We start from the raw sequence: 15,218 nt of genomic DNA, 5'->3' as shown, positions 1-15,218 counted from the left end.
CATACGGTTCATGACAGGCAAGCGTACGGTGTACCGTACGAATCATGACCACCGAGTACTCAGGCAAGGGCGACCCCGCCCGCAGCCTGGCGCTGCTCTGGCGCACCAGCGAGAAGCCCAGCCGCAAGGGCAAGCCGGAGCTCAACGTCGACCGCATCGTCCGCGCGGCCATCGCCATCGCCGACGAGGAGAGCCTGCAGGCGCTGTCGATGCGCCGGGTCGCCGAGAAGCTCGGCGTCGGCACCATGTCCCTGTACACCTACGTGCCGGGCAAGCCGGAGCTGCTCGACGTCATGCTCGACACCGTCTACGGCGAGACCGACCGGCCCGAGGACGTGCCGGGCGACTGGCGCGACCGCCTCCGCCACATCGCCCGCGAGAACTGGGCGCTCTACCTGCGACACCCCTGGCTGCTCCAGGTCGCCAGCAACCGGCCGGTGCTCGGGCCCAACGTGACGGCCAAGTACGAATACGAGCTGCGCGCCATCGACGGCATCGGCCTGACCGACATCGAGATGGACTCCGTGCTGACGCTCGTCACCGACTTCGTGCACGGCAGCGCGCGCGGCGCCGTCGACGTCGCCCGCGCCGAACAGGCCACCGGATTGTCGGACGAGCAGTGGTGGGCCGCGCACGCGCCGTTCCTCGCGCGCATCGCCGACACCACCCGCTACCCGGTCGCCGCCCGCGTCGGCCAGGCGGCGGGCGAGGCCCACCAGGCGGCCTACGACCCCGACCACGCCTTCGAGTTCGGCCTGGAGCGCATCCTCGACGGCGTCGCGGCGCTGGTGCGCGCCTGAGACCCGGGGCTCAGGGCTGGAAGCGGTAGCCCATCCCGGGCTCGGTGATCAGGTGGACCGGGTGCGCGGGATCACGCTCCAGCTTGCGCCGCAGCTGCCCCAGATACTGGCGCAGGTAGTGGGTCTCCCTGAGGTACTTGGCTCCCCACACCTCGGTCAGCAGCTGCCGCTGGCTGACCAGCTTGCCGGGGTTGTGCAGGAGGATCTCCAGAATGTGCCACTCGGTCGGCGTCAGCCGTACGTCGCCCGAGACCGTCTTGCCGGTCAGGTCGACGAGATGGTCACCGATCTTGATCTTGGACAGCCCCTCCTCGTGCAGCACCATGCGCCGGGTCACCGCCCGCAGGCGCGCCAGCAGCTCCTCGATGTTGAACGGCTTGGTGACGTAGTCGTCGGCGCCCGCGTCGAGGGCCTCGACCTTGTCCTGGTTGCCCGCACGCCCCGAGAGGACCAGGATCGGCATCGAGCTCCAGCCCCTGATGCCGTGGATCACGTCGACCCCGTCGATGTCGGGCAGGCCGAGGTCGAGGACGACCACGTCAGGGCGGAACTCCGCGGCCAGCCGCAGCGCCTGGCCGCCGTCGGCGGCCTCGGCCACCTCGTAGTGCCTGGCGGCCAGGTTGATGCGCAACGCGCGCAGGATCTGCGGTTCGTCGTCGACGACGAGGACGCGGGTCATGGTCTTTCCTCGATCGGCAGTGTCAGGGTCATGGTGAGGCCTCCCCCGGGTGTCTCCTCCGGCGTCAGGGTGCCGCCCATGGCCTCGGTCAGGCCACGCGACAGGGCCAGCCCCAGCCCGACGCCGCTGTGGTTGTCGCGGTCGCCCAGCCGCTGGAAGGGCTGGAAGACCCGCTCGTGAGCCTCCGGCGGGATGCCGGGACCGCGGTCGGCCACGCGGATCTCCACCTGGCCCCCGTGCCGGCTGGCGCTCACCAGCACGGTGCGGTCGGCCGGACTGTATCGGACCGCGTTGGCCATCAGGTTGACCAGGACCCGTTCGAGCAGCGCCGGGTCGGCCACCACCTCGGGCAGCTCGAAGGAGATGTCGCCCTCGACCCGGTCGGCCAGCGGGCCCAGCTCGTCGACCGCGCGGGGCACGATCTCCTCCAGCGCCACCGGCTGCGCGGCCACCCCGAGCACGCCCGCCTGCAGCCTGCTCATGTCGAGCAGGTTGACGACCAGCTGGTTCAGCTTGGCCAGCGACTCCTCCGCGGTGGCCAGCAGTTCGCGCCGGTCGCCTGGCGACCAGTCGACCTCCGTCGACAGCAGCGAGTCGACCGCGGCCTTGGCGGAGGCCAGCGGGGTGCGCAGGTCGTGGCTGACGGCAGCGAGCAGCGCCGTGCGCATCCGATCGGCCTCGGCCAGCGGCTGGGCGCGCGAGGCCGCCTCGGCCAGCCGCTGGTGGCGCAGCGCCACCGCGATCTCGGCGGCGAAGGCCTCCAGGACCCGGCGGTCGGCGGCCTCCAGCGGCTCGCCCCTGGCGGCGAGCACCAGGTTCTCGTCGATCACCACGTCGGTGTCGCCCTGCGCGGGGGTGGCGCACGGCGGCCCGCCGGAGGTGGCGACGATCCGCCACTCCTGGTCGGCGGAGCGTTCGAGCAGGGTCGCGGCGCTCAGGCCGAAGGTCTCGCGCAGGCGGGCCAGCAGCGACGGCAGCGCCGACTCCCCGCGCAGGACGTGTCCGGCCAGCGTGGCCAGGATCTCGGCGTCGGCGCCGGCCTGCGCGGCCTCTCTCGTACGGCGGGCAGCGGTGTCGACGATGCTGCTCACCGCGACCGCCACCAGCACGAACACCACCAGCGCGAAGAAGTTGTCGGGACTGCTGATCATGAACTCGTGCAGCGGCGAGGTGAAGTAGTAGTTGAGCAGCACCGAGCCCGCCACCGCCGCGGTGACCGCCGGCCACATGCCGCCGACCAGCGCGACCGCGATGGTCATCACCAGGAAGAAGAGGATCTGGCTGGGCAGCGACAGCTCCTCGCGGGCCGGGATCAGGGCGGCGGCCAGGCCCGGCATGCCCAGCACCGCCATCGCCCAGCCGGTCAGCCGTCGCCGCCGGGTCAGCGCGGCCCTGGACCGCTGGCGGCGCCGCCTGCCCCGCTTGGCCTCGGCGTGCGTGATCATGTGGACGTCGATGGAGCCCGACTGGGCGATCGTCTCCACCCCGACGCCGCGCGACAGCAGCTGGGCCAGGCGCCCTCGCCGCGAGGCCCCCAGCACCAGCTGGGTGGCGTTCACCGCGGAGGCGAACTCCAGCAGCGCCTTGGGGATGTCGTCGCCGACCACCTGGTGGTAGGTGCCGCCGAGAGACTCGGCCAGGCCGCGCTGGCGTGCCAGGTGGGCGGGGTCGCCGGTCGCCGGCCCGTCGGCGCGGGTGACGTGGACGGCCAGCAGATCGGCGCCCTTGCTGCGGTCGGCGACCCTGGCGGCCCGCCTGATGAGCGTGTCGCCCTCCGGCCCGCCGGTCAGCGCCACCACGACCCGCTCGCGCGCCTCCCAGGTGCCGCGGATGCCGTGGTCGGCCCGGTAGCGGTCGAGCTGCTCGTCGACCTTGCCCGCGACCCACAGCAGCGCCAGTTCTCGCAGCGCCGTGAGGTTGCCCTCGCGGAAGTAGTTGGACAGCGCGGCGTCGACCTTCTCGGGAGGGTAGACATTGCCGTGCGCCAGGCGCCGCCGCAGCGCCTCCGGCGCCATGTCGACGAGCTCGACCTGGTCGGCCCGCCGTACGACCTCGTCGGGGACGGTCTCGCGCTGCTGCACCCCGGTGATCTCGTGCACCACGTCGTTGAGCGACTCCAGGTGCTGCACGTTGAGCGTCGAGATGACGTTGACGCCCGCCTCGAGGATCTCCTCGACGTCCTGCCAGCGTTTGGCGTTGCGCGAGCCAGGCACGTTGGTGTGGGCCAGCTCGTCGATCAGCACCACCTTGGGCGCGCGGGCCAGCACGGCCGGCACGTCGAGCTCGGTGAAGCTGCTCCCCCGGTGCTGGACCAGCGCGCGCGGCACGACCTCCAGCCCGTCGAGCAGTTCGGCGGTGTGCACCCTGCCGTGGGTCTCGACGAAGCCGACGACCACGTCGCGCCCGCGCTCCATGGCCCGGCGTCCCTCCCCGAGCATGGCGAAGGTCTTGCCCACCCCGGGCGCGGCGCCCAGATAGACCCTCAACCTGCCCCGAGGCACGTCGATCCCCCTCTCGATCAGCCCCTTCACCCTATCCAGGCCGGACCTGGGGGCCGCCGGCCGGAAAACCCGAAAACCGGTTCCGGCGAGCGCCGGAACCGGTGGGAAAGTGTGCGTGCCTAGGCCGGCGCCCCGTAGGCGGCGCGGATGCGCACGACGTGCTCCACGAGCGTGATCAGCGTCTGCTTGACCGCCTCGCGGTGGCGCGCGTCGGTGCGCACGATCGGCACGTGCGGCGAGAGCGCGAGAGCCTCGCGGACCTCGTCCTCGCCGTGCAGGAAGGAGCCGTCCCACCCGTTGATCGCGATCACGAAGGGCAGCTTGGCCTCTTCGAAGTAGTCGATCGCCGGGAAGCTGTCGGCCAGGCGGCGGGTGTCGACCAGCACGACCGCGCCGATCGCACCGCGCACCAGGTCGTCCCACATGAACCAGAACCGGTGCTGTCCGGGCGTGCCGAACAGGTACAGGATCAGATCACGGTCGAGCGAGAGCCGGCCGAAGTCCATCGCGACCGTGGTGGTCTGCTTGGTCGGCGTGAGCGACAGGTCGTCCACGCTCGCCGAGGCGTCGGTCATGACCGCCTCGGTCGTCAGCGGGAGGATCTCGGACACGGCGCCCACGAACGTCGTCTTGCCGACGCCGAAGCCACCGGCCACCACGATCTTCGTGGAAGTCAGCCCGGGGCTAGAGCCTGCGAAGTCCACTGAGCACCCTTTCGAGCATAGTGAGGTCTGGCTGTCCCTGCTTCAGCTGCGGCTGGTGCAGGCGGACGAGTCCTTCGTCGGACATGTCCGCGACCAGCACGCGGGCCACCCCCAGGGGGACACGCAGCAGAGCCGAGATCTCCGCCACGGAGCGGAAGGTCCTGCACAGCTGCATGATGGCCTCCTGCTCGGGGGTGAGCAGGGCGAGCTCGTCGTCCGGGATCGACATCGAGGAGACCAGGGTCTCCATCGCGAGGTGATAGCGAGGTTCCGACCGGCCGCCCGTCACCGCATACGGGCGGAACAGGGGCTCGTCCTCCCCCGCGCCGTCGGCGCCGTACACCATCACATCACCGGATCCGCGCGGCCTGCAGCTCGGCCCGGAGCGACGGCGTCAGCGCCTGTCCGGCCCGGTCGACCAGCAGGGTCATCTGGTAGGCCACCAGTCCCATGTCACAGTCGGGCGCGGCCAGGACGGTGAGCACGGAGCCGTCGCTGATCGCCATGACCAGCAGCAGCCCGCGCTGCATCTCCACGACCGTCTGCGTCACGGCGCCACCCTCGAACACCCGGGACGCGCCCACGGTGAGCGAGAGCAGCCCGGCCGAGACCGCGGCGAGCTGGTCGGCGCGGTCCGGGGGGAAGCCCTCGGAAGCGGCCAGGCACAGTCCGTCGGCGGAGACCACGACGGCGTGGGCGACACCGGGGGTGTTGCGCACGAAGTCGGTGATCAACCAGTCGAACCGATGAGCCTCATGACTGAGGGTCGTCACGCTACTTCCTCCTTGATCGCAAGCGTGCGCAGGTTCTTAAGCTCGCTCACGCTCAGTCCTCCTGCTCGTTGAGCTCGGCGCGGCCACGCCGGACACCCTGCTGGAAGCTGGACAGGCGGCTGCGCACCCGGTCCGCCGAGGGCGGCGGGACGGGGGCTGCCGGCTGCGGCTGCTGCGGCTGGGCCGACTGACTGACCGTGCCAGGAACCAGGTTGGCCTTGGGGGTACGGCGGGGCAGTCCAGCCTGGGTGATGCCACCGAGGCTGGGGTCACTGGCCGCCTGGGCCGCGCGCCAGCCGGCGTCGGCCGCCGTGCGCCAGGCGTCCTCGCCAGAGGGTACGGCAGGCGCGGGTGAGCTCTGCGCCTCGGGTCCCGCGGAAGCGGCGGCCGCGGCCGGCGTGGCCGGGCGCTGCGAGTCGCTGGTCGCGTCGGGCCTGCGGAACCAGGCCGACTCCACCGCGGCGAAGATCGGCAGGAACTCCTCGCGCTCCGGCTCCATCGGCGAGACCTCGACCGACGGGGGCTGGTGCGGCGGCCGGCGCAGCTCTCCGGTGGAGTGCGGCGCGGCCATCGGGTTGGGGAAAGCCCCGGTGGGCCTGCTGAAGGCGCCCGTCTGCGGCTCGTTCTGCCCGAAGGACGAGAAGGACCCGCCCGCCTGGTCGTTCGAGCCGAACGACGGGTACGGGTTGCCGGAGGGCTGGTCGTTGGAGCCGAACGACGGGAACGCGGAGCCGGGGCGCTGGTCGCCGAATCCGGGCTGCCCCTGGGCGCCGTCGCCATGGGGACGCGGCTCCCGCTGGGGAAGCGGATTGTCACCGCTGGGGAAGCTCGGGAAGTTCGCGTTGTCGAGGCTCGGGAAGGCGGCGTTCTCCAGGCTCGGGTAGCTGCCCGGGTTGCTCGGGAAGCTCGGATGCGAGCCGGGGGTGAACGCGTTGGGCTGGGAGAACGAGCCGGTCGTGTCGGCGGTGAAGGAGCCCAGACCCTGGCGCTGCGCCGAACCGGCGCCGGTGGTGTCCCAGCTGTCGCCGTAGGAGGGGAAGGCGCCGTTGGGCTGGGGCTGGTAGTTCTGGTTGCCGCCGAACGCGGGGCGCTGGGGCGCGGGCTGCTGGCCGCTGTCGGGGATGAGCGACTGAGGGAGCAGGATCATCGCGATCAGGCCGCTGCCCTCGCCCTTGCGCAGCTGCACGCGGATGCCGTGGCGCAGGGCCAGGCGGCCGACCACGAACAGACCCATGCGCCGGGAGACCGACACGTCCACGACGGGCGGCTCGGCCAGGCGCCGGTTGGCCTCGGCGATCTCCTCGTCGGTCATCGAGATGCCGGAGTCGCTCACCGACAGCAGCGCTCCGCCGCCCTCGATGACACTGCTGGAGACGCCGACCTGGGAGTTCTTCGGCGAGAACTGCACGGCGTTCTCGACCAGCTCGGCGACGAGGTGGACGAGGTCGTTGGCGGCGCTGCCGACCACCATGGTGGCGCGGTGCACGCGGACCTGGACCCGCTCGTAGTCCTCGACCTCCGACAGCGCCGCGCGGACGACGTCGACGAGGCGGGCGGGCTGGCTGCGGCGCCGGGCGGGCTCGTGACCGGCGAGGACCAGGAGGTTCTCGGAGTTGCGGCGCATGCGGGTGGCCAGGTGGTCGAGCTTGAACAGGTCGGCCAGGCGGCCGCCGTCCTGCTCGCCCTTCTCCAGACCGTCGATCAGGGAGATCTGGCGCTCCACCAGCGTCTGGGTCCGGCGGGAGAGGTTGACGAACATCGCGCTGATGTTGCCGCGCAGCTCGGCCTCCTCGGCCGCGAGCCGTACGGCCTGGCGGTGGACCTCGTCGAAGGCCTGGGCCACCTCGCCGATCTCGTCCTTGCCGTCGATCGGGATGGGCAGCACGTCGGGCGGGGTGGTCTCGCCGGAGACGCGCAGGTTGCGCACCACGTCGGGGAGCCGGATTCCGGCGATCTCCAGGGCCTCCGAGCGCAGGCGGCGCAGCGGGGTGACCATGGAGCGGGCGATCGCGACGGTCAGGAGCAGGACCAGCAGAAGGAGCACGAGGATCGCGACACCGGCGAGGATCGCGTTGCGGACCTCGGCCTCGCGCAGTTCCTGGGCGCGCAGGAGGGCCTGCTCGGCGTACTTCTTCTCGACCTGGGTGCGGATCTGCTCGACGACCCACGAGTTGTCGTTGAACCAGGCGGTGATGCCCTTGGCGTCGTCGGCGATCAGGCGCTTCTGGAGCGTCACGCCCGAGGCGCCCTTGGAGCCTGCGAGCACGATGGCCCGGGCCTTGGTGAGCTCGGTCTTGTAGTACTTCTCCTGGTTCAGCGCGGAGCTGAGGTCGAGCGCGGCCTTGGAGCCGGCCTCGGAGCCGAAGGCGCTGACGGCGCTCTTCTGCCGGTCGCGCATCGCGATGAAGTCCTCGACCTGCTGGGCGGTGGTCGCGCCGTCCTGGTAGGAGGCCTGCAGCAGCATGATGCGCTGCTGGGAGATGGCCTCCTTGGCGCGGGCGAGCGCGCTCAGGCCACGCAGCTGGCCGACGATCTGCGGGTCGTTGGTGATGAGGCTGAGCTCTTCGTGCAGACGCAGGAGGTTGTCGACGACGCCGGAGTAGCGGGAGGGGTTCTTCTCCTTGCGGACGCTCGGCAGGCCGCGTAGCGAGGCGGCGGCGCTCTTGGCGCGCTCGGCGGCGCGGGTGCCGTAGGAGTCGTCGATCGTGGCCAGGTCCTCCAGGACCCGGGAGGTGGCGCGGTCGGTGTCCTTGACCCGGGCTTCCGAGTGCTCGCGGAGTGACTTGTTGTTGCCGGAGATCACGTACCAGCCGACGGTGTCACGCTCCAGCCCGATGGCCTGAAGCGTCTCGCGCAGGCGTCCGGCCATCTCGGCGGCCGAGGCCACGCGGGTGTAGCTGCCGACGCTCTCGATGGAGGTGACCACACGTGCGCCGGCGAGGGTGACGCCCGCGATGGTGGGAACCAGGATGAGCGCCGTGAGACGCCATCTCACGCGCCAGTTACGCAGCGCGAACTTGGGCATCGACCGCTTCTGGCGGTCGCGCCTGCCCTTGGGGGCCCCACCTTGGTCCGGCCAGGCACCCCCTGTGCCGGGGTTCGGCACGTTGTTACGCGTTGTCACCGCTGCTCGCTACCCCTCGATCATCCCGTGGTAAAACGGGTATTAAGTCGTCCACAAGGTATCCGCAGCACATGCATGACCAGGCAAAACCGACACAATTGTTACAAATGTGACCACAGACCGTGCATGTCCGGTTATCGCAGTGCGGCAAGCACCTGGTCACGGACTTCGCTGCGATGCGCGTCGTCGCTGAGGGGGCGACCGGCGCGGTCAACCACGTAGAAGACGTCTACCGCCTCCGCGCCCAGAGTCTCCACACGCGCAGCTTTCACGTCAAGCCCACATTCCCCGAAAGCACGCCCAATCCGCCACAAAAGCCCTGGTCGGTCGTGCGCTCTGACTTCCACAACTGTCGCCGTGGCAGAAGCGTCGTCAACAAGCGAGACGCGCGGAGGCGCCACCGGCACGCGCGCGGGCCTGATCGACCGGGCCCTGCGCGCCAGCCGCTGCTCGATGTCGAGGCGCCCGGCCAGCACCAGGCGGAGATCGGCTTCCAGCGTCGCCGGGTCAGGCGGCGAGCCGTACTCAGGGACCACCGAGAACTCGATCACGGCGGTGTCGCCCGCGGCGGCCGACGAGGCCGAGCGGATCACCAGGTGGTGCGCGGCCAGCACGCCCGCCGCGCGCCAGAGCAGCCCGGGACGGTCGGGGGCGACCACGGTGACCTTGGGCCCCTGCACGCGCACCGCCCCTCCCCCGTGACGGGCGAGCGCGGTCTGCTCGACCGACAACGTGGGCGCCTTGGGCGGCGGCGACCCCGCCAGCATCGAGCGCACCCGCCGCACCAGGTCCGAGACCAGCCCGGCCTTCCAGCTGTTCCACGCCGCCGGGCCGGTGGCGTGCCCGTCGGCCACCGCGAGCGCCGACAACAACTCCAGCACCTCGCGCGAACCGACCGCCTCGGCCACCTTCTCGATCGTCATCGGATCGTCGAGGTCGCGCCGGGTCGCGGTCTCCGGCAGCAGCAGATGGTGCCGGACGACCGCGGCCAGCGTGTCCACGTCGGCCGCCGGCAGCCCGAGCCGCGAGCCGATGTCGCGCACGACCACCTCGCCGGTCTCCGAATGGTCGCCCGGCCAGCCCTTGCCGATGTCGTGGAAGAGCGCCGCGATCAGCAGCAGGTCGGGGCGCGACACCTCGCGGGTGTAGGCGGCGGCGTTCGCCGCGGCCTCGATCAGGTGCCGGTCGACGGTGAAACGGTGGATGGGATTGCGCTGCGGCCTGTGCCGCACCCGCTCCCAGTCGGGCAGCAGCTTCACCAGCACGCCCGCCTGGTCGAGCTCCTCCCACACCGGAACCGCCGCGCGGCCCGCGCCCAGCAGCGCCACCAGCGCGTCGCGGGCCTGCGTGGGCCACGGCACCGGCATGGGCGGCGACTGGGCGGCCAGGGTGGAGACGGTCGCGGGAGCCAGCGGCAGCCCGGCCTCGGCGGCCGCCGCCGCGGCGCGCAACACGAGGACCGGATCCTTGCGCGGGTCGACCCCGCGGGCCAGCACGACCTCTCCGCCGTGCTCGACCACGCCGTCGGCGACCGGCCGGCGCCCGCGCGGCGTCGGGCCCGACAGCAGGCGATCCACCGTGCGCCAGGTGCCGTCGAAGGCGTGGGAGACGGTACGGCCGGCCTCAGCCAGGCGGCGCATCAGCGCGTCGGCGTCGAGCAGCCCCAGAGTGCCCGCGACGGCGTCCTGCTCCTGCAACACCAACCGGTCGGCGCCGCGGGTGGTCACCACGTGCAGCGCGTGCCGTACATCAAGGACGAACTCGTAGGCCTCGCGCACCCGCGGACCGGGGGCGGAGGCCACCCAGGCGGCGGCCACGGCCTGCATCGCCTGCACGTCGCGCAGGCCGCCGCGGCAGTCCTTCAGATCGGGTTCGAGGAGGAAGGCCAGCTCCCCCGCGCTCTCGGCGCGCTTGTCTGCTGCCTCGCGCAGCTCGCCGAGGCGGCGGCGGGAGTCGGCGCGCCACTCGGCCAGCACCGCCTCGCGCACGCTCCTGGTCAGCTCGGGATCGCCCGCCACGTGCCTGGCCTGGATGAGGCCGAGCACCGCCTTCAGGTCCTGGCGGGCCACCTTGACGGCCTCGTCGACCGTGCGGACCGAGTGGTCGAGGCCGACCCCCGAGTCCCAGATCGGGTACCAGATCCGATCGGCCACCCGGCCGATGTCCTGGCTCCCGTCGTGCAGCAGGACCAGGTCCAGGTCGCTGCCGGGAGCCAGCTCCGAGCGGCCCAGCGAGCCGACCGCGACAAGCGCGACCTTGCCGATCGCGCCTGCCGTACGGGCCAGATCCTTCAGCCAGCGGTCGATGTCCGCGGCCCGCTCCTTGCGGGCCGCGGCGAACGAGCGGGCTTCTCCTCGCACCGTGCTACCCGCCGAGCGCTTCGTCGAGCATCGGGAGCCTCTGCACTACAGCGCCTCGGGGCCGCGCTCACCGGTGCGGACGCGGATGACCGTGTCGACCGGGACGGACCAGACCTTGCCGTCACCGATCTTGCCGGTCTGCGCGGCCTTGACGATGACGTCGATCACGTCCTCGGCGTCGTCCTCCTCGGCCAGCACCTCCAGACGGACCTTCGGCACCAGGTCGACCTGGTACTCCGCGCCGCGGTAGACCTCGGTGTGGCCCTTCTGACGGCCGTAGCCGCTGGCCTCGCTGACCGTCATGCCCTTGACCCCGAACTGCTCCAGGGCGGCCTTCACGTCATCGAGCTTGAAGGGCTTGATGACCGCGGTGATGAGCCTCATGCGTCCACCTTCTTAACTGTGCTCACGGGACCGTTGGAGGAGATCACACCGGAGGCGTGAACACTACCGAGGTCGTAGCCGGTCTCGGCGTGCGACGTGATGTCGATGCCGGCGACCTCGGCCTCCTCGCTGATACGGAAGCCCATGGTCTTGTCGATGATCTTGCCGAGCACCCAGGAGATCACGAAGGAGTAGAGACCGACGGCGACCGGGCCGAGGATCTGCAGACCCACCTGGCTCCACTGGCCGCCCTCCATCAGGACACCCTTGTTCTGGCCGGGCAGGAACGGGTAGTTGGCGACGAAGCCCAGGGAGACGGCGCCGACGACACCGCCGACCAGGTGCACGCCGACCACGTCGAGCGAGTCGTCGTAGCCGAGCTTGTTCTTCCAGCCCACCGCGTAGCAGCAGGCGGCGCCGGCCAGCAGGCCGATGACCGCGGCGGCCCACGGGTCGACGAAGCCGCAGGCGGGAGTGATGGCGACCAGACCGGCGACCGCGCCCGAGGCCACGCCCAGGGTGGTCGAGTGCTTGTCGCGCAGCTTCTCCACGACGATCCAGGTGCCCGCGGCGACGGCCGTGGCGATCTGGGTGTTCATGAAGGCCAGACCGGCGGTCTGGTCGGGAGCCAGCTCGGAGCCGGCGTTGAAGCCGAACCACCCGAACCACAGGATGCCGGTGCCGAGCAGGACCAGGGTCAGGTTGTGCGGGCGCATCGGCTCCTTGCCCCAGCCCTTGCGCTTGCCCAGCACCAGGGCGAGGGCCAGGGCCGCGGCTCCGGCGTTGATGTGGACGACCGTGCCGCCCGCGAAGTCCTCGATGCCGAGCTGGCCCAGCCAGCCGCCGCCCCAGACCCAGTGCGCGACCGGGAAGTAGACGAGCGTCACCCAGACGCCGGCGAACAGCACCCAGGCGCCGAACTTGGCACGGTCGGCGATCGCGCCGCTGATCAGGGCGACCGTGATGATCGCGAAGGTCAGCTGGAAGGCCGAGAAGACCATCAGCGGGAAGTTGTCGGCCGCCGCGGCCTCGGCCGTGATCTGCTTGGCCGCGTCCTCGACGATGAGGTTCTCGTAGACGGCGTTGAACACGCCGCTCAGGCCGAGGTAGTCGAGGCCGCCGACCAGCTTGTTGACGAACCCGCTGCCGTCACCCGCGGCGTCGAAGAAGAGGGAGAAGCCGTAGATCACCCAGGCGATCGTGACCACGATGATGCTCGCGAACGACATCATCATCATGTTCAGGACGCTCTTGGCGCGGGTCATGCCCCCGTAGAAGAGTGCGAGGCCTGGAGTCATCAGCAGCACCAGGGCGGTGCATACCAGCATCCAGGTGGTAGTGCCGCCATCGATCATCGACGCGACCCTCCTTCAGAGATTGGCTGTGGCCGGTTGTTCACGAGTCGCAGTGGACGCCTCCAGGGCCTCGTCGACCGGCTGCGCACTGACGCTGAACCGAACTGTGTTCTTCCGCCGTTTCAGGGCACGACCAGGTGTGTTTCGCATTCGTGAATCTCGGAGGAAGGGTGTTTCGCGGATGTTTCGGACAGCTCACAGGGGCCTTTATGGGATACTTAGGCTTACCTAACTAGCCGACAGAGGATTCACAGAAATGCGTCTGCGCCTGGCCGTCCTGGCCGTGCTCCCCGTCCTGGCCCTGTCCGCGTGCGGCTCCACCGGCCCGGCGAACACCGCCGACGGGCCCACCGTCAAGCACGCCATGGGCCAGACCACGGTGCCCAAGACGCCCAAGCGCGTGGTGGTCCTCGACACCGACAAGCTCGACACGATGGTCTCGCTCGGGCTCAGCCCGGTCGGCGCCGCCCAGGCCGGCGAGAACCAGAAGTGGCCCGCCTACCTCGGCGCCGCGCTGAACGACACCAAGCCCGTCGGCACGCTGCAGGCGCCCAGCCTGGAAGCCATCGCGGCACTCAAGCCCGACCTCATCCTCGGCAGCAAGTTCCGCCAGGCCGCCCTCTACGACAAGCTCGCCAAGATCGCGCCCACGGTCTTCACCGAGAAGGTCGGCATCACCTGGAAGGAGAACTTCCTGCTCGACGCCGAGGCGCTGGGCAAGAAGGACCAGGCGGCCACGCTCCTGTCCGACTACGAGGCACGCGCCAAGACCATCAAGACGGACAAGAAGGTGAGCATCGTCCGCTTCATGCCCACCGAGATCCGCGTCTACGGCCCCGAGTCGTTCAGCGGCATCGTCCTCGGCGACGCCGCCGTGGCCAGGCCCGAGGCCCAGCTGCTCGCCGGCCAGGACGACAAGCGGTTCGGCAAGCTGTCGCCCGAGAACCTGGCGCAGGCCGACGCCGACGTGCTCTTCTACACGGCGTACGGCAAGGCGGCCCAGGACCAGCAGGCCTCGATCACGGCCGGCCCGCTGTGGAGCAACCTCAAGGCGGCCAAGCACAACGTCGACGACGAGATCTGGATGACCGGAATCGGCGTCACGGCCGCCGGGAAGATCCTCGACGACTTGCAGAAGTACCTGGGCTGAGCCCTGATCGTGACTCAGGGGCCTGATACTCGACCGCGTGACAGCGGAGATCATGGTCGCGGAGGCGCGTAAGGCCTTCTGGGTGATGGTCGGATTCCTGGCCTTCATCTGGGCGGTGCAGATCGTCAACTGGATGGCCGGCTACGCCCTGAGCCACGAGTTCGGCGTCCAGGCGTGGAACCCCGCCAGCCTGCCCGACATCGCCACGGCGCCGTTCCTGCACTGGGGCTGGGGGCACATCCACGCCAACTCCGGGCCGCTGTTCATCTTCGGCTTCCTCGCCGCCTACCGGGGGGTCGGCAGGTTCCTCTGGGTGACCGGGATGATCATCGTGGTCAGCGGCCTCGGGGCGTGGTTCACCAGCGACCCGATGAGCATCGGCGCCGGGGCCAGCGGCGTGGTCTTCGGGTATTTCGGCTACATCCTGGTGCGCGGCGTCTTCGACCGGCATCTGATCGACATCGTGGTGGGCGTGGTCATGGCGCTGTGCTTCGCCTACACCTTCACCGGGCTGCTGCCGCAGGAGGGGATCGGCTGGCAGGCCCACGTGTTCGGGTTCGTGGCGGGCGTGGCTGGCGGCTGGCTGTTCCGCGACCGCCCACGGACTGCCGCCCCACCGCCGGCCGACTCCCGTGCGGCGTTGCGCAAGGAATTGGACGACCTGGGGCTCTGATCGCGCGGGACGTGGCGCGACCGGGGGGCTGATCGCGCGGGACCTGGTGCGACCCGGGGCCTGATCGCGCGGGACGTGGCACGACCGGGGCTCTGGCGCCGCTTCAGGTCCTGGTGCGGCGGGTGCGCATCTTGTGGCGGTTGCCGCAGCGGTCCATGGAGCACCAGCGGCGGGCCCCCGGCCGTGACGTGTCCAGAAATATCAGCGCGCAGCGGTCGCCGCCGCACATCCGCAACCGCTCCAGCCGATCACCGCCGAACAGCTCCACCGCGTCACGCGCCACCGCCGACAGGAACTGCGCCCCCGTGACCGGCGCCGCCCACGACCGCCGCAGCTCCCCGTCGATCACCGGCACCGGCGGGGGCGCGGCGGCGAAGGTGTTGAGCGTCTCCAGGTCCGCTGAGCGCTCCCCCGCCCGATACGCCTCGCCCGAGATCGGCGGCGTGATCTCCTTGTCGCCTGTCACCCCCACGGCCAGCCGCCAGATCGCCGCCCGCAGCCGCTTGGCCCCGTCGATCTCGTGCTCGCCCACCTCGACCGGCCCCTCGACGCCCAGGCGCGAGCGCGGGATCCAGGCCGCCAGGTCCGCGGCCTCGTGCAGCTGCTCCCACGGCTCCAGCACTCCTGACAGCAGGAACTCCAGACACAACGTCCCCGCGTCGAAGCGGAAGCTCTGGCCGTCGCGGCCCGTCAGCACCATCTCCATGGACACCAT

General features: G+C 70.9%; 13 protein-coding genes. 3 read left to right on the top strand and 10 right to left on the bottom strand.

The annotated features are described in order from the left end of the window. Nucleotides 1–44: 44 nt before the first annotated feature. On the top strand, nucleotides 45–800 hold the full coding sequence (locus ACIBH1_RS19420; protein WP_397315173.1) for a TetR/AcrR family transcriptional regulator: 756 nt from the start codon (nucleotides 45–47) through the stop codon (nucleotides 798–800). A 10-nt stretch (nucleotides 801–810) separates the two neighbouring features. Here the strand turns inward: ACIBH1_RS19420 and ACIBH1_RS19415 are convergent, their stop codons facing one another. The 9 genes from ACIBH1_RS19415 to ACIBH1_RS19375 all read right to left on the bottom strand — a co-directional run bounded on the left by ACIBH1_RS19415 (nucleotide 811) and on the right by ACIBH1_RS19375 (nucleotide 12,680). Further along, complete coding sequence (locus ACIBH1_RS19415) at nucleotides 811–1,479, bottom strand: response regulator (RefSeq protein WP_397315172.1); 669 nt, start codon at nucleotides 1,477–1,479, stop codon at nucleotides 811–813. Next, nucleotides 1,476–3,980 carry an ATP-binding protein gene (locus tag ACIBH1_RS19410; protein WP_397315334.1) on the bottom strand — a complete coding sequence of 835 codons (2,505 nt, stop codon included), beginning with the start codon at nucleotides 3,978–3,980 and terminating at the stop codon, nucleotides 1,476–1,478. Before ACIBH1_RS19410 ends, ACIBH1_RS19415 begins: the two co-directional genes overlap by 4 nt. A gap of 119 nt (nucleotides 3,981–4,099) precedes the next feature. Beyond that, a complete protein-coding gene (locus ACIBH1_RS19405) occupies nucleotides 4,100–4,657 on the bottom strand; it encodes an ATP/GTP-binding protein (RefSeq protein ID WP_181612183.1) in 558 nt (185 codons plus the stop codon). A 7-nt stretch (nucleotides 4,658–4,664) separates the two neighbouring features. Further along, complete coding sequence (locus ACIBH1_RS19400) at nucleotides 4,665–5,030, bottom strand: DUF742 domain-containing protein (RefSeq protein ID WP_220133820.1); 366 nt, start codon at nucleotides 5,028–5,030, stop codon at nucleotides 4,665–4,667. Between the two features lie 4 nt (nucleotides 5,031–5,034). After that, nucleotides 5,035–5,457: a roadblock/LC7 domain-containing protein gene (locus tag ACIBH1_RS19395; protein WP_181611952.1), complete on the bottom strand. Its 423-nt coding sequence runs from the start codon at nucleotides 5,455–5,457 to the stop codon at nucleotides 5,035–5,037. Between the two features lie 52 nt (nucleotides 5,458–5,509). Further along, a complete protein-coding gene (locus ACIBH1_RS19390) occupies nucleotides 5,510–8,482 on the bottom strand; it encodes a nitrate- and nitrite sensing domain-containing protein (RefSeq protein WP_397315171.1) in 2,973 nt (990 codons plus the stop codon). A 233-nt stretch (nucleotides 8,483–8,715) separates the two neighbouring features. Continuing rightward, nucleotides 8,716–10,941, bottom strand: a complete 2,226-nt coding sequence (locus ACIBH1_RS19385; protein ID WP_397315170.1) for a [protein-PII] uridylyltransferase — start codon at nucleotides 10,939–10,941, stop codon at nucleotides 8,716–8,718. Between the two features lie 45 nt (nucleotides 10,942–10,986). Next, nucleotides 10,987–11,325: a P-II family nitrogen regulator gene (locus ACIBH1_RS19380; RefSeq protein ID WP_181611949.1), complete on the bottom strand. Its 339-nt coding sequence runs from the start codon at nucleotides 11,323–11,325 to the stop codon at nucleotides 10,987–10,989. Next, nucleotides 11,322–12,680: an ammonium transporter gene (locus ACIBH1_RS19375; protein WP_397315169.1), complete on the bottom strand. Its 1,359-nt coding sequence runs from the start codon at nucleotides 12,678–12,680 to the stop codon at nucleotides 11,322–11,324. Before ACIBH1_RS19375 ends, ACIBH1_RS19380 begins: the two co-directional genes overlap by 4 nt. Nucleotides 12,681–12,936: 256 nt before the next feature. On the opposite strand from ACIBH1_RS19375, the gene ACIBH1_RS19370 reads away from it, so the two are divergent. Then, nucleotides 12,937–13,830: an ABC transporter substrate-binding protein gene (locus ACIBH1_RS19370; RefSeq protein WP_397315168.1), complete on the top strand. Its 894-nt coding sequence runs from the start codon at nucleotides 12,937–12,939 to the stop codon at nucleotides 13,828–13,830. 37 nt (nucleotides 13,831–13,867) lie between these two features. Next, nucleotides 13,868–14,503 (top strand): rhomboid family intramembrane serine protease, encoded by a 636-nt coding sequence (locus tag ACIBH1_RS19365; RefSeq protein WP_397315167.1) that lies wholly within the window; start codon nucleotides 13,868–13,870, stop codon nucleotides 14,501–14,503. Between the two features lie 103 nt (nucleotides 14,504–14,606). Here the strand turns inward: ACIBH1_RS19365 and ACIBH1_RS19360 are convergent, their stop codons facing one another. Next, nucleotides 14,607–15,209, bottom strand: coding sequence for a CGNR zinc finger domain-containing protein (locus tag ACIBH1_RS19360; protein ID WP_397315166.1), 603 nt, complete (start codon nucleotides 15,207–15,209; stop codon nucleotides 14,607–14,609). Nucleotides 15,210–15,218: the final 9 nt, after the last annotated feature.

It is taken from the genome of Nonomuraea sp. NPDC050663, from assembly GCF_044456985.1.
Classification (GTDB): domain Bacteria; phylum Actinomycetota; class Actinomycetes; order Streptosporangiales; family Streptosporangiaceae; genus Nonomuraea.
Note: the sequence above shows the minus strand (reverse complement) of the source record. Positions and strands in the feature narration are given on the sequence as shown.

Bases quoted from the DNA above. Each gene is read 5' to 3' on its own strand.
- ACIBH1_RS19360 (WP_397315166.1), bottom strand. From the start codon at position 15,209: ATGGAGATGGTGCTGACGGGCCGCGACGGCCAGAGCTTCCGCTTCGAC.
- ACIBH1_RS19390 (WP_397315171.1), bottom strand. From the start codon at position 8,482: ATGCCCAAGTTCGCGCTGCGTAACTGGCGCGTGAGATGGCGTCTCACG.
- ACIBH1_RS19375 (WP_397315169.1), bottom strand. From the start codon at position 12,680: ATGATCGATGGCGGCACTACCACCTGGATGCTGGTATGCACCGCCCTG.
- ACIBH1_RS19420 (WP_397315173.1), top strand. From the start codon at position 45: ATGACCACCGAGTACTCAGGCAAGGGCGACCCCGCCCGCAGCCTGGCG.
- ACIBH1_RS19380 (WP_181611949.1), bottom strand. From the start codon at position 11,325: ATGAGGCTCATCACCGCGGTCATCAAGCCCTTCAAGCTCGATGACGTG.
- ACIBH1_RS19400 (WP_220133820.1), bottom strand. From the start codon at position 5,030: ATGGTGTACGGCGCCGACGGCGCGGGGGAGGACGAGCCCCTGTTCCGC.
- ACIBH1_RS19370 (WP_397315168.1), top strand. From the start codon at position 12,937: ATGCGTCTGCGCCTGGCCGTCCTGGCCGTGCTCCCCGTCCTGGCCCTG.
- ACIBH1_RS19415 (WP_397315172.1), bottom strand. From the start codon at position 1,479: ATGACCCGCGTCCTCGTCGTCGACGACGAACCGCAGATCCTGCGCGCG.